Source organism: Actinomadura sp. NBRC 104412 (genome assembly GCF_030269515.1).
GTDB lineage: Bacteria > Actinomycetota > Actinomycetes > Streptosporangiales > Streptosporangiaceae > Spirillospora.
Map to the genome: position 1 here is coordinate 119,559 of NZ_BSTM01000007.1, position 13,850 is coordinate 133,408.

The 13,850-nt window shown below is 74.2% G+C and carries 8 protein-coding genes; 2 read left to right on the forward strand and 6 right to left on the reverse strand.

Annotated features, from left to right (window positions below; all coding sequences use genetic code 11):
* The first annotated feature begins 27 nt into the window (after positions 1-27).
* Complete coding sequence (locus tag QSK21_RS11500; protein ID WP_285695528.1) at positions 28-174, forward strand: hypothetical protein; 147 nt, start codon at positions 28-30, stop codon at positions 172-174.
* 101 nt (positions 175-275) lie between these two features.
* On the opposite strand, the gene QSK21_RS11505 is transcribed toward QSK21_RS11500, so the two are convergent.
* A complete protein-coding gene (locus tag QSK21_RS11505; protein ID WP_285695529.1) occupies positions 276-1,196 on the reverse strand; it encodes a hypothetical protein in 921 nt (306 codons plus the stop codon).
* A 55-nt stretch (positions 1,197-1,251) separates the two neighbouring features.
* Between QSK21_RS11505 and QSK21_RS11510 the strand changes: the two genes are divergently transcribed.
* Positions 1,252-2,697 carry a sensor histidine kinase gene (locus QSK21_RS11510; protein WP_285695531.1) on the forward strand — a complete coding sequence of 482 codons (1,446 nt, stop codon included), beginning with the start codon at positions 1,252-1,254 and terminating at the stop codon, positions 2,695-2,697.
* A 246-nt stretch (positions 2,698-2,943) separates the two neighbouring features.
* Here QSK21_RS11510 and QSK21_RS11515 read toward each other — a convergent pair whose 3' ends face one another.
* The 5 genes from QSK21_RS11515 to QSK21_RS11535 all read right to left on the reverse strand — a co-directional run bounded on the left by QSK21_RS11515 (position 2,944) and on the right by QSK21_RS11535 (position 13,774).
* A complete protein-coding gene (locus QSK21_RS11515) occupies positions 2,944-4,581 on the reverse strand; it encodes a toprim domain-containing protein (protein ID WP_285695533.1) in 1,638 nt (545 codons plus the stop codon).
* 108 nt (positions 4,582-4,689) lie between these two features.
* Entirely contained in the window at positions 4,690-7,488 is a 2,799-nt protein-coding gene (locus tag QSK21_RS11520) for an AAA family ATPase (RefSeq protein WP_285695534.1), read from the reverse strand.
* Positions 7,489-7,659: 171 nt separating this feature from the next.
* Positions 7,660-9,153, reverse strand: a complete 1,494-nt coding sequence (locus tag QSK21_RS11525; protein WP_285695535.1) for a serine/threonine-protein kinase — start codon at positions 9,151-9,153, stop codon at positions 7,660-7,662.
* Positions 9,150-10,718: a serine/threonine-protein kinase gene (locus tag QSK21_RS11530; RefSeq protein WP_285695536.1), complete on the reverse strand. Its 1,569-nt coding sequence runs from the start codon at positions 10,716-10,718 to the stop codon at positions 9,150-9,152. The genes QSK21_RS11525 and QSK21_RS11530 overlap by 4 nt, the downstream gene beginning before the upstream one ends.
* A 110-nt stretch (positions 10,719-10,828) precedes the next feature.
* Entirely contained in the window at positions 10,829-13,774 is a 2,946-nt protein-coding gene (locus QSK21_RS11535; protein WP_285695537.1) for an AfsR/SARP family transcriptional regulator, read from the reverse strand.
* Between the last annotated feature and the right edge of the window lie 76 nt (positions 13,775-13,850).

Sequence of the window (13,850 nt, forward strand, 5' to 3'; positions counted from 1 at the left end):
CTGAGTGTTGAAATGGGGGAGAGGGAAATGCGCCGATTGTCGGTGGTGGCGGGCCTGGGCATCGTGGTGCTGACGGGCTCGCTGGTCCTGGCCGGTTTCGCCCGCAAGGCGAGAGCACGGTCGCGGCACGGCGACACCGGCACGGGGAGGCGTTCCGCGACCCGGAGCCGGTGAGGCCGCGCTATTTCCGCACCTCCGCACGGCCGTTTCCGATCGCCGCGTACCCTGCCCGCGCCATGGGGAGGGTACGCGGCGATCTCGTTCCCGGCCCGCGCTCACATCCTGCCGTTGGCGCGCAGCACGGTGACGGCGTGCACGGTGATGTACCCCCGCCAGTCGAGGGCCCCGGCGGGGGAGATCTGCGCGTAGTCGACCGTCCAGCCGCCGTCGTCGCGCTGCTCGGCGGCCAGCCGGTCCAGATCCGCCTCGATCACCTTCCGGTCGAGCAGCGAGCGGGCCGGGCGTCCCGGGAACGGCGCGAGGTCCAGCGGGCGCAGCATCTCGTTCTCCGTCCCGCCCTCGACGGGCAGGGTCCCGCTCTCCGGGATGTACTGCCCCAGCTTGGACAGCAGCCCGGAGGCTTCGGGGTGGGTGTCGTACACGGCGTCCAGGAAACGCACCGCGAACGACAGGACGTAGGCGTGCGGGGCCTCGTCGATCGCCGCGATCGCGTCGAGGCAGTACCGGGTGGCCCGCTCCAGCCAGGGATGTCGTGCCAGCTCGGGGACGTGCTTGGCGAGCGTGTGGGCGGTGGCCGCGGATACCGAGGTGATCTGAAGGGACGAGGACGCCGGGTCCGCGGACGCCCACCACGGCGCCGACCCCTCCTCGACGCCGAGCGGCCGCAGCGCCATGGGCAGCCCGCCGTCCGGCAGGGACACCGCGTCGAGCCAGTCGCAGAGAGCGGAGGCGCGCGACGCCACCTCGCCGATCCGGTCGTCCCCGGCGGCCGCCGCGATCTCGGTGAGGGTCTCGAAGGCGTGCAGGGCGGCGCCCGGCTGGCTCTCCGGGGTGCGCAGGTCGCACTCCAGGCCCCAGCCGTAGCCGCCGTCGGGGTTGCGGTAGGCGTCGAGGGCCGACAGGGCGCCGGCGGCATCCGCGTCGGGGCCTTCGACGAGAAGCTGGAAGCGGCGGCGGTCCAGGATGCGCGCGTGGGTGGCCATGAACGCGGCCACGGCGGAGATCTCGTGAGTCATGGGTTCATCGTGGGCGGGGCGGCTACCTGCGGTCTTGTAGGTTCCGGTCGTCCGCGTGGTGTGTGATCCCGTGGTCGCCGCAAAGCGGAGGGGGACAGGGCGGAGACGTTTTCCGCCGTCCTCGCTGCGCGCCCGGCTGACCCTGGTCGCGGCCCTTGTCGCGACCGTGGCGTTCTGCGTCCCGGCGGCGCTGGTGATGACGGTCGCCCCGGCCGCCCTTCAGGACGACACGCGGATGCGCGCCGAGCTGGCGGCGCGGCGGGTGTCGAGCCAGGCGGAGCGCGGCGAGCTGCCGCCCGAGCTGCTCACCTTCGCGGCGGGAACGGCGCGGGCCGACCACATGCAGGTCGTGGCGCCGGACGGGCGGGTCATGGCGGCCAGCCACAAGCTGGCGGGCCAGGGACCCATCGCCACCTTGCTGCCCGCCGGCTTCGAGCAGCCCGTCGTGCTGAGGGCCCCGTTGCGGCTGTCGCCGCGGCACGAGTCGTTCGGCGAGACCCATCTGGTGGTGGCGGTGCGGACCCGCGCCCCCACCGGTCCCGTCGTGGTGTACTCGGCGGTCAACATCGCCCACATCGAGCGCACCATCACCGCCCTCCGCCTGGCGGCCCTCGTCGGCACCCCCTTCGCGGTGCTGCTGGTCACGGCGGTCGCCTGGACGGCGGTCGGGCTGACGCTGCGGCCGGTGGCCGCGATCCGGCGCAGGCTGGAGCGGATCAGCGGGCGGGACCTGGGCCGCAGGGTGCCGGTGCCGGACTCGGGGGACGAGATCGCGCGGCTCGCCGCGACCATCAACGACACGCTGGAGCGGCTGCACCGCTCCGCCGAGGCGCAGCGGCGGTTCGTCGCCGACGCCTCGCACGAGCTGCGCAGCCCGATCTCCGCGCTGCACACCCAGCTCGAGGTGGACGCGGAGTACCCGGACCAGACCGACTGGCTCGCCGCCAACCGGCGCGCGCTGGACGCGACCCGGCGGCTGGCCGAGACCGTGGACGAGCTGCTGGCCCTGGCCCGGATGGACGCGGGCACCACCACGGAGAAGCGGCCCGTGGACCTGTCCCGGCTCGCGGCGGCGCAGATCAGGCGGCGCGCCCGCGAGCGGGTGCCGATCCACGGCGACCTGGCCCCGGAGCCGCGGGTGCTCGGCTCGCCCGCGCAGCTCGACCGGCTGCTGACCAACCTGCTCGACAACGCCGTCCGGCACGCCCGCACCCGGGTGGACCTGAGCGTCCAGGTCGAGGACCGGCACGTCGTGCTGAAGGTCGCCGACGACGGGTCGGGGATCGCGCCGGAGGACAGGGAGCGGGTGTTCCAGCGGTTCACCCGGCTCAAGGAGGGGCGTGAGCTCGACAAGGGCGGAAGCGGCCTCGGGCTGCCGCTGTCCCGGGAGATCGCCCGGTCGCACGGCGGTGACCTGGGCATCGCCGACACCCCCGGCGGTGCCTGTTTCGTCCTGCGGCTTCCGCGCGCCCCTGAGGGCGGCGGCCCCGCCGGACGGTAAGGGAGGTCACGGCGACCGGTGCGCGCCTCAACCGGTCGCCGTGACCCCGTCCCCCCGCCCGGGTGGGACGTCTTCGCCGGCTCCACGGCGGTGGCCGACTCTCGGGGCCGCCGCTCGCCCCCCAGCGGGGAGCCGGACGCCGCTTACCCAGGCGTTATGAAGTTATTGCGTACCGGGTCGTAGGTTCACGCGGGGACCGGTTCCCTTCGGCGAGCGGTAGCATGGCCTCGATGAGTGGTCAACTGATTACCCAGAGTGAGTGACGGCGGCGGTCAGTTCGGCCGTGACCGTGACGCACGGGACGCGGGCGCGGGCCGCGACGCGGACGACCTGCCGGGCGGCCTCGCCCGCCCGGCCGCCCGCGATGACCGCCACCGCCGCTCGGATCGCCGCCAGCCGTTCCTCGGGCGTGGCGAGCGACCCGCCGGAACGCTCGATCGCCCCGTCCACCACCACGTCCATGAGGGGGACCGGCGAGCCCAGGACGTCGCGCACCCCGCGCCGCCCCTCCCCGCGCAGCACGTCCGCCGGGTCACGCCCGTCCGGGAACAGCGCGGCCTCCAGCGGGCCGCCCACGCCCTTCAGCGCCCGCCAGAGCCGCAGGGTCGCCGAACGACCCGCGCCGTCGCCGTCCAGGGCGACGACCAGCCCGCTGCGGTCCAGGCCGGCGATCTCGTCCAGCGCGGCGAGCTGCGCGGCGGTCAGCGACAGGCCGAGCGTGGCCACCGCCGCGTGCTCCCTGGACGCCACGTTCACCGCGATCGCGTCCAGCGGACCCTCCACCATGATTGGGCGCGCCCTGCCGCCCGCGAGCCGGTCGCGCATCTCGTGCAGCCCGAACAGCAGCTCGCTCTTGTGGAACGCGGCGGTGTCCGGGCCGTTGAGGTACTTCGGGCCCGGCGCGCCGTCGGGGAGGCGCCCGATGAACCCGGCGATCGTCCCGTCGGCCGGGGACCGGATCGCGAACATCGCGCGGTCGCGGAAGGTGTCGTAAAGACGGCCCGTCCTGCCACGCCGGGCCAGCCCGGCGGCGACGATCGCCGCGTCGTCATGGCCGCGGGCGCGCAGGTGCCGGGTGAGCGCGCGGGGACCGGGCGGCGCGTACCCGATCTGCCAGCGCCGCTGCACGTCCCGCCCGAAGCCGCGGCCCGACAGGTAGCCGGGGACCCAGCCGTCCGGCATCCGGGCGCGGAAGAACGCGTGCGCGGCGTCCATCAGGTCGTGGGCGTCGGAGAACTTCTGGGCCGCGCAGACGCGCCGGGCCGTGCGCAGGATCCGGTCGGCGAAGTCCGGGCCGGCGGCCACCCGGTCCGGGAAGGCGAGCCCGCCGGTGTCCAGGCCGAAGTGGGCCAGGACCAGGAAGGCCACCGAGTCGGCCTCGACGCGCCGCAGCCCATGGCAGCCACCGCGATCGGCGTGGTCCCCCGGTTCGAAGGCGTGCGCCAGCCGGTGCGCGAGGACCGTGCAGGCCCGCAGATCGTCCACCTCCTGGACGGGCGGGACGCCGCGCCGCGCGGCCAGCGCGGCGAGCCTCTCCCGTGCCTCGCGCGGACCGCGGGCGCGCGGGACCTCGGGGGGAAGGCCGTCGGTCTGGCTGATGTCGAAGACGGTGCGCGGACCGCCGCCGGGCGCCTCCGGCAGAATGGCAATGCCCTTCTCGCCGCGCCGCACCTGGCGTCCGGCGGCCAGCCACGACCCGTACGACCGGACGTCGGTGGCCGCCCGCCACTGCGCCGAGATCAGCAGCGTGTCGGTGAACCCGTACCGGCGCCCGAGGCGGGCCGCGCGTTCCAGCCACCAGCGCCACGGCAGCGTCCCGTCACGCAGCCGGGCGGCCTCGTGCCCGGCGAGCTCGCGCAGGACCGCCTCGTCGTGGGCGTGCATGGTCGGGCCTCCTCGCCGGCGGGCGTACGCAGGGGAAGCGGAAGGCCGGGACTCGCAACTACGTCATACCCATCCAAAGGGCTCGTTACAGCCCTTTTCACTGCCCCGTCACAGGTAGAGGCCGACCAGCTCCTCGGGATGGTCCAGCAGCGGCGGGAGGTCCTCGGCCCTCAGGGTGACCAGCTCCTCCGTGGTCGGGGCGGCGATCGCGGCGGCGTGTCCGTTCTTGGCGGCCCTGCCGTTCGCGGCCCCGTTCTTGGCGGCTTTGCCCTTGGCGCCGTTCTTCGCGGCGTTCTTGGCAGTGTTCTTCGCAGCGTCTTTCACAAGGGAGGCCCGCTGGGCGTCGCGGGCGGCGGTGGCCACCCGCTGGGCCTGGTTCGCCACAGCGACGTCCAGGAGGTTGCGCATCAGCCGCCCGTTGCCGAACGACTTCCCGCGCGGGACGCGGCGCAGCGACCCCCGCAGCAGCTCGGTCACCCCCGGCGCCAGCCGGAACCCGTCCGCCGCGGCCAGCCGCTCGAACATCGTCACCAGCTCGTCGTCGCTGTAGTCGGGGAAGTGCAACTGCTTGGGGAACCGGGAGTCGAGCCCCGGATTCGCGGCCAGGAACTCGGCCATCTCCCGCTGGTACCCCGCCACGATCACCACCAGGTCGTCGCGGTGGTCCTCCATCAGCTTCACCAGCTCGGCGATCGCCTCGTGCCCGTAGTCGCTCTTGTGCGGCGACTGGGTGAGCGTGTACGCCTCGTCGATGAACAGCACCCCGCCGATCGCCCGTTCCACCAGCCGCCGGGTGCGCGGCGCGGTCTGGCCGATGTACTCGCCGACCAGGTGCGCGCGGGACGCCTCCACGACATGCCCGGACGACAGCACGCCCAGCTTCTTGTAGATCCGGCCCAGCAGCCTGGCCACCATCGTCTTGCCGGTGCCCGGGTTGCCGGTGAACACCATGTGCCGGGTCGGCGGCGTGATCCGGAGCCCGCTGCGGCGGCGCAGCCGCGCCGCGTAGGTGCCCGCGACCAGCAGCTCGATCTCCTTCTTGATCGTGTCCAGGCCGGTGAGGTCGCGCAGCTCGGTCATCGGGTCGCCCTCGGCCCGGCTGGTGTCCAGTGCGTCCGGGATGTCCTTTTTGGTCACCACCAGCTCGGCGCCGTCCTCGGTCTTGGCGCGCACCGCGTCCACGACGAGGTCGGCGAGGTACGGCGCGAGACGGGCGTTGCGCAGCGTCTGGACGGGCGGCGTCGCGGCCAGCAGGGCACCGGCGGCGGCGATCGCGTGCCGGGTGCCGCGGGCGCCCCGCTCGCGCAGCGCCCGCCGGAACAGCTCGGCGTGGCCCTCCGCGTCGAACGGCCGGGTGCGCGCGATGCGGAAACGGAGCGGCAGCACCGGGTTGACCTCGCGGATCCGCTCGTCGCCGCCCGCGTCGCACAGCGCCACCAGGTGCAGGTCCGGATGGATCGCCAGCAGCCGGTGCAGCTCGCCCGCCAGCGCCTCCCCGTTGCCGGGATCGGTGACGATGCCGTCCAGCCCCTCGATGATCAGGAGCCGCTCGCCCGCGCACTCGCGCACGTCGGCGTGCAGCTTGCCGACCGCGTCCGAGAGCCGCTGCCCGGCGAACAGGTTGTCGGTCAGCCACACCGGGTCGCGGCCCAGGTTCAGCGCCCGGCCCAGTTCCTGTGCCGCGTCCCGCTTGCCGGTGCCGTCCGGGCCGACCAGCATCAGCCGCACCGGCTCGCCGCCCCCCGACAGCTCCGCCAGCGCCCGGCTCACCTCCGGCTGCCCCACCAGCCCGCTCTCCACCGGCTCGGGGGAGACCTTGGACACGGCCTCCTTGACCGGCTCCACCTTGAGCGCGTCCACCAGCGGGTTGATCACCCGCCTGCGCGGCGCGAACAGCCGCCGCAGGTCCGTCTGGAACTGCCCGACCGGGATCCACTCCGGCTTGGGGAACCACGGGTCGCCCGGAAGCCCCTGGACGGTCGCCACCCAGCGCATCGCCATGTCGAGCCAGGCGCGACAGGCGTCGGCCGCGCCCGCGACCAGCGCACGCAGCAGCCAGGCTCGGGTCCGCTCCTGCCACGCCGCCGGCTTGAAGCCGCGCCGTTCCACCGCGAACCGCGCCCGCAGCTCCTGGTAGCGGTCCTCGCCCAGTGCGGCGGCGAGTTCCGCTGGGACGTCCTCAATGCTCCCTTGCAGCAGCAGTTGGGTCAGGTGGGTCTCGACCGTCTCGTCCCTCGGCGCCACGGTCACCAGGTGCTCGTACGCGGCCAGCAGTCCAGCCGACACCCATTCCAGGTAGCCGACCGGGCCCATCAGCTCGGGGACCACCGCCAGGATGTCGTCGCCCGCGTGGGCGTGCCAGTGCTCGCGCAGCTCCAGCTTCGGCAGGCCGGTATCGCACTGGGGCGGGTCCTCGTACAGGCGGAGCAGCGCCTTGCGCCGCCCCTCCAGCGGCTCGATGCCCTCCAGCACGTCCAGGCAGTCCCGGGCCAGGGAGATCGCCAGCTCCCGGTCGGGCGCCTCCACCAGCCAGTCCACCGGCGGCCGCCATCGGCCGCCCGGCGCGTCCCAGCGGGTCATCCGGGTGCTCAGCGGGCCGGGGTTGAGCAGGTGCCGGTACAGCAGCCGCTCGGGAAGCTGCGACCACGAGCCCGCCTTGATCGCACCGCCGCCGGGCAGGAACGCCAGGATCCCGAAGATCTCCGCCGTCACCAGCGAGGCGGGCAGCGTCAGCAGCTTGTGCTCGTCGGTCGTCAGCCCCGCGCAGCGGGGATCGGCCGCCAGCGCGTCGATCCGCGCCGAGATCTCCTCGAACAGCCCGTCCGGCACCCGCCAGGGCCCGTAGGCGTAGACGTCGAGAACCGGCTCGTCGGTGAGCAGGAGCTCCAGATGATCCGGCAGCCGCAACGCATTCTCCCCATGAGTGACCCAAACCGGGGTACAGCCTATGGTTCCGAACGACCTGAGTTCGTCATCGGTCCGAGAGCCCGCCCCCTTCCATTGAACTGTGCCCGTCCTTCGATCGCTCTCGGGTTCGTCAACGACGGGTAAATTACGGCGACCCGGGCCTGTCCGGGCTCAGAGGCGTTCAAGGGCGGCGAAGGCCCATTGGGCGGCCCTGCGGGCGTCCTGCGACTGCCTGGCCTGGGGGACGCGCTCGCTGCGGTAGCCGACCTCGGCGGTGAGATTGCCGACCCTGAAGAAGACCACCGAGTTGCCCGAGGAATCGATCGTGGCGAAGCCTTCGTCGCCGAGGCCGGGGATGGTCTCGGGGGAGGCGGCCGCGTTCTTGCGTTCCTTGGCCAGGAGACCGCGTGCCCCGGCCGTGTCCGGTGCGGTCAGGAGTTCGAGCGTGAGGTCGTCGTCCTGATCTCCCGTGCCGCTCGCGGTGGGGCTGGTCTGCCAGTTGCAGCTCCTTGTGGGCCAGCCGGTGGACGCGTCGCGGCCCTCGTCGCCGTCGCTGAAGAACTCGCGGACCAGCCGGCCCGCCTGCTCGGCGCTGATCAGGCCGCACGGGGCCGGGGGCGTCGCGAAGCGGACCCGTTCGGGCGGCCGGGCCTGCGCCGTTCCCGGCGCCGTCGCCGCCCGCTGCGGCGTCTGTGGCGGGCCGGAGCCGCCACGCGTGGCGGCGATCACGATGATCACGATGGCCAGGGCCGCCGTCACGGCCGCGGCGAGGGCCGGGACGACCCAGGAGCGGCGCGGTCGTGGACGTGGTGGCCGCGTCGCCGTCACGGGTATCGCGGGCTGTGTCGGTTTGCCCTCCACCACCGCGCGCAGGAAAGACTCGGCCTCCTCCGCCGTCGCACGGGACGCGGGGTCCTTCACCAGCATCCGCATCAGCAGCGGGCCGAGCGGGCCTGCGGCGCGAGGCGGATCCGGCTCGCTGGTCAGGACGGCGCCGAGGGTTCCCATGACGGTGTCGCGTGCGAAAGGCGGGCGGCCCTCCGTCAAGGCGTACAGGGTCGCGCCCAGCGACCAGATGTCCGAGGCGGGACCGCTGGGGCCGTGCCGCACGCGTTCGGGCGCCATGTAGGACGGGGATCCGATCAGCGCGCCTTCCCGGGTGAGCGTGGCCTCGCCCTCCAGCGCCGCGATGCCGAAGTCGGTGAGGACGGCACGCCCGTCGTCGCGCAGCAAGATGTTGGCGGGCTTGACGTCCCGGTGCAGCACCCCCTGGGCATGGGCGGTACGGAGGGCGTCGAGGATCTCCAGGCCGATGCGCGCCACCCGATCGGGCGGCAGGGGCCCCTGGTCGGAGGTCACCGCGTCCAGGGAGCGGCCTGGGAGCAGGTCCATGACGATGCACGGCCTGCCCTCGTCCACGACCACGTCGTGCACCGTGACGATGGACCTGTGCTGGAGGAGGGCCGCGGCCCGCGCCTCCCGCAGGGCACGCTGGGACGCCTGCTCGCGCTGCCCGGGGCTCAGATGGTCGGGGAGCAGCAGTTCCTTGACCGCCACGTCCCGGCCCAGCAGGTCGTCGCGGGCCTGCCAGACGACGCCCATGCCGCCTCTGCCGAGCCGCCGGACGAGCCGGTAGCGGCCGTTGAGCGTACGGGTGGCCGTCACGACCGCCTGGCCAGCGCTTGCGCGACCCAGCGTGCCGCCTGCCGCGTCGCAGCGGGGGACGCGGTTCCGCGCTCGTACATGTACGAGACCTCCAGCACCGTGTTCCTCGCCCTCAGGACGACATAGGAGGCGTCCATGGCCTCGGACGAACCGGTCGAGGAGTAGATGAACGCCTCATCGCCCACTCCAGAGATGGCGCGGGCCGGGGTCTGCCGGGCACGTACGGGGCCGACGCCGATCTCCGGCCATCCCCAGACGTGGGACCCGCCGGACTTGCGGGCGTTGCGCCTGCTTACATACGTGTTATGGGCCTCGGCGGGAGAACTCGGCGAGGGGTCCCCGACGTTGAGGTTGATGTCCTCGATCTGGAACCCGCGTCTCTTGGTGCCCCACCCGCACTGTCCCTTGTCCCGCTCCACCCGAGGCGTCCCGTTGGGCAGCAGGCGCCGTATCTGGTCCCGTGTGAGGAGGCCGCAAAGATCCAGCGTGGACGCGCTGGGAGAAGCGGACGGGGACGGCGTCGCCGGGGGCCTGGCCTGGGCGGCGGACGGTGACGCGGACACGGCCGTTCCCCGATCGTCGTCACCGGACGACGTGATGGCCACGGCCACGGCGGCACCGACGAGCGCGACCACCGCCACGCCCGCCGCGACGGGGACCCACGCCTTCCCGCGACCCTTCGCCGAAGGCCGTCCCGGGGGCTTCGGCGCAGGCCCGTGAGGACCCGGGAACGGATCGGGCAGCCCCGACGGCCGTCCGGCGGCGACGTTCTCCAGCACCCGGCGGACGTCCTGGGCCTTCGGCCGCGCGGCCGGGTCCTTCTGGAGCAGATACCACAGCAGCGGCGCGAGGGAACCGGCCCGCCTCGGCGGAGCCGGAGCCTCGGTGAGCACGGCGCCCAGCACCGCCATCGGGTCGTCCCGCTCGAACGGCGGCCTGCCCTCCACGGCCGTGTACAGCGTGGCGGCCAGCGACCAGAGGTCCGACTCGGGGCCGGCGGGCCGCTCCTGGAGCCGTTCCGGCGCGATGTACCCGGGGGAGCCGACGAGCGTGCCGGTACGGGTCAGGGCGGGGTCGGTCTCGATGCCGGCGATGCCGAAGTCGGTCAGGACGACACGGCCGTCCTCGGAGAGCAGGACGTTGCCCGGCTTGACGTCCCGGTGGACGATGCCACGGGCATGGGCGGCCTCGAGCGCGTCCAGCACCTGGAGGCCGATCCGGGCGGCCACCGACGGAACCCGCGGGCCGTCGTGCCGGATCACCTGGTCCAGGGACGGGCCGCGCACCAGTTCCATCACGATCCACGGCCGGTCGTCCTCGACCACGACATCGTGCACGGTGATCACGCCGGGGTGGTCGATCAGCGCCGCCGCCCGCGCCTCCCGCCGCGCGCGGCCGGTCGCGACCTCGCGCTCCTCCGCGGTGAGGCCGTCCGGGAACGTGACCTCCTTGACGGCCACGGTCCGGCGCAGGGTCTCGTCCACGGCGGACCAGACCGTCCCCATCCCGCCGCCGCCGAGCCGTTCCCGCAGAAGATACCGCCCGGCGAGCAGCCGCTCCGACATGTGGACGCCGGACCCCCTTCCGCGACGCGCCCTTCGCTCCGGGAGATTATGCCGGGCGTGTCCGCCAGAGGCCGTCAGAAAATTCGTCAGGAGGTTTGTCGGAAGGTTCGTCAGGAGGTACTCAGCCCGCAGCCCGAGGAGCGCTTGAGGAGTTCCCGCATCCTCTCCGCGTCCGGGACGCGGATGCGTTCGAAGAGCTCCAGGGCCTCCTCGCGCCGGGCGCGGGCCTCATCGTGGTGTCCCAGAGCTTCGAGGGCGTCGGCCAGGACACGCAGAGCATGGCCCTGTCCCCAGGAATGCCGGTTCTCGCGCAGTATGCGCAAGGCCGAGCGGGCATCGCGGGCGGCCTCCTCGGGCCGGTCGAGCGCTAGCCGGGTCTCGGCGACGCGGTACATGGCCAGCCCTTCCCACTGCCGGTTGCGCCGGGCACGGAAGAACGTGACCGCCTCCTGGTGCCGCGCCATCGCCTCCGCGTGCCGCCCGAGGTGATGCAGGACGGCACCGAGATGGTAGAGCCCGAACCCGGTGCGCCCGCCGCCGAGTTCCTGATGCAGGGCCAGGCCGTGCTCCGCGGAGATCAGCGCCTCCTCGGGGCGGCCCAACGCCAGGAGCGCGCGGGCCACCGCGCCCAGGGCACCGGCCTCCCCGTAGCGGTCACCGATGCGGCGGAACGCGTCCAGCGCCTCGATGTAGTGGCGGAGCGCGTCCTCGTCCCGTCCCATGATGAGGTCGCAGCCGCCGAGAAGGGCGAGCGCGTCGGCGACGATCCACAGGTCGGCGGTGTCCCGGCCGCGGCGCAGCGCGACCCTCGACACCGCCGCGGTGTCGTCGATCCGGTCGGCGTAGAAGTAGAGGCGGCCGAGGTGCAGGTGGGCGCGGCCTTCGCTGCGCGCGTCCCGGCGGTCCCAGGCGCCGTCGATCACGGCGTGGGCGGCCCGCTCGCACTCCTTGGCGTGGACACCCGAGGTGACCAGGGTGTCGGTGAGCAGTAGCAGGTCGGCGGCCAGGGGGAGCAGCGCGGCCGGGCCGCGTGCGGCATGGGCGATCGCGGCGAACAGCGCCGGGGCCTCGGCGAAGAACCAGTCGCGTGCGGCGTCGGAGCCGCCGAAGGACAGCCCCTCCACGGCGGCGGGCAGCAGCGGGTTCTGCGCCCGGCCGTCCCCGGGGTTGACGGTGAGCTGCGCGTTGCGGGCCGTGGCCAGGTAGAAGTGGAACAGCCGGTGCTGCGCGGCCTGCCGCTCGGCCTGCGGCTCATCGCGTTCGGCGCACTGACGGGCGTAGAGCTGGAGCAGGTCGTGATAGCCGTACCGGCCGGCGGTGGGGGACCGCAGCAGGTTCGCGTCCACCAGCGCCTCGCACAGCCCCTCCGCCTCGCACGCGGACAGCCCGAGCAGCGCGGCGGCGGCGTCCCCCGAGAAGGTGGGGCTCTCGGCCAGGGCCAGCAGCCGGAACGCCCGCTTCTGCGCGTCGTCGAGCTGGTTGTAGCCGAGCTGGAACACCGCCTCCACGGCCAGGTCGGCGACGCGCAGCTCGGCCAGCGTGCGGCGGCGGTCGGCGAGCCGCCCGACCAGCGACTCCACCGTCCAGGCCGGGCGGGCGGCCAGCCGCGCCGCCACGATGCGGACGGCCAGCGGCAGATGGCCGCAGGCGGCCAGCAGCGCGCGGGCGGCGGCGGGCTCGGCGGCCAGCCGGTCGGCCCCCGCGATCCGGGACGCCAGCGCCCGCGCCTCGTGCGGCTCCATGACGTCGAGGTCGACGGGGCGGGCGGCGCCCAGCCCGGCCAGCTTGGACCGGCTGGTGATCAGCACCGCGCAGGACGGGCCGCCGGGCAGCAGCGGCCTGATCTGCCGGGCGTCGCGCGCGTCGTCGAGCACGACCAGGACGCGGCGCTCCGCCAGCCGGGTCCGGTACAGGGCGGCGCGCTCGGCGGGACCGGCCGGGATCGCGTCCCGGTCCACGCCCAGCGCCTGAAGGAACGCGCCGAGCACGGCGTGCGGGTCGGCGGGCTCGTCCCCGGCGCCGCGCAGGTCGCTGTAGAGCTGCCCGTCCGGGAAGCCGGACCGGACGAGGTGCGCGACATGCAACGCCAGCGCGGTCTTGCCGACGCCGCCGGGCCCGGCGATCGCCACCGTCGGGACGGTCCGCCGCGGCTCGGCCAGCAGCACGCCCCGCAGCTCGTCGACGAGCCGCTCGCGTCCGGTGAAGTCGGGCACGTCCCGGGGCAGCTGCGCGGGCGGCGCCGCGCCCGCCGCCCTGGCCCGGGGCGCGGGTGGCGCGGGCGTATGGCCGGTCTCGGTCAGCAGCCGCCGGTGCAGCGCCGACAGGTCATGGCCCGGCTCGATCCCCAGATCCTCGATCAGGGTGCGGCGGGTCTCCGCGTACACCTCCAGCGCCTCGGCGGGACGGCCCGCGCCGTGCAGGGCGAGCATCAGCAGGCCGCGCAGCCGTTCGCGCAGCGGGTGCTCGGCGACCAGCCCGGTCAGCTCGCCGATGATCTCGGCGTGGTCGCCCAGCTCCAGGTCCAGCTCCAGGCGCGACTCCAGGACGGCCAGCCGCCGCTCGGTCAGCCGGATCCGCTGGGCACGCGCGTACGGTCCCGGCACCCCGGAAAGCGGCGTGCCGCGCCACAGGCCCAGCGCGGAGCGCAGCAGCTCACGGGCCTGCGCGGGCCGCCCCTGCGAGCGGGCCTCCTCGGCCGCGGCCACGTCCCGCTCAAAACGCGCCACGTCCAGGGCCTCGGGCGGTAGCCGCAGCGCGTAGCCGTCGCCGACGGAGACCAGCAGCCGGTACGGCCGGTCCCTGTCGTGGTCCGGTTCGAGCAGGCGGCGCAGCCGTGAGGCGTAGGTGCGCAGGGCGCCCACCGCGCGGTCGGGCGGCGCGTCCCCCCAGACCGCGTTGACCAGTTCCTGGGCGGTGGCGGGACGGCCCTCCCTGAGCAGCAGCGCGGTCAGCATCGCCCGCTGCTGCGGCGGGCCGAGGGGCAGCTCCTCGGTACCGCGCCGGCCGCGAGGAGGACCGAGGACGGCGAAGGTCGTCGTCACCTGAGGCATTTCCATTGGTCAGCACCTTATGAGCCGACCTGCGCCTGGTCGAGCAAGCACCCGGTTTCCCGGCCCCGGCTCTGTCGCAGGC

Excerpts from the sequence above, each read along its gene's own strand:
- QSK21_RS11535 (WP_285695537.1), bottom strand. The coding sequence starts at position 13,774 with ATGGAAATGCCTCAGGTGACGACGACCTTCGCCGTCCTCGGTCCTCCT.
- QSK21_RS11530 (WP_285695536.1), bottom strand. The coding sequence starts at position 10,718 with ATGTCGGAGCGGCTGCTCGCCGGGCGGTATCTTCTGCGGGAACGGCTC.
- QSK21_RS11500 (WP_285695528.1), top strand. The coding sequence starts at position 28 with ATGCGCCGATTGTCGGTGGTGGCGGGCCTGGGCATCGTGGTGCTGACG.
- QSK21_RS11505 (WP_285695529.1), bottom strand. The coding sequence starts at position 1,196 with ATGACTCACGAGATCTCCGCCGTGGCCGCGTTCATGGCCACCCACGCG.
- QSK21_RS11515 (WP_285695533.1), bottom strand. The coding sequence starts at position 4,581 with ATGCACGCCCACGACGAGGCGGTCCTGCGCGAGCTCGCCGGGCACGAG.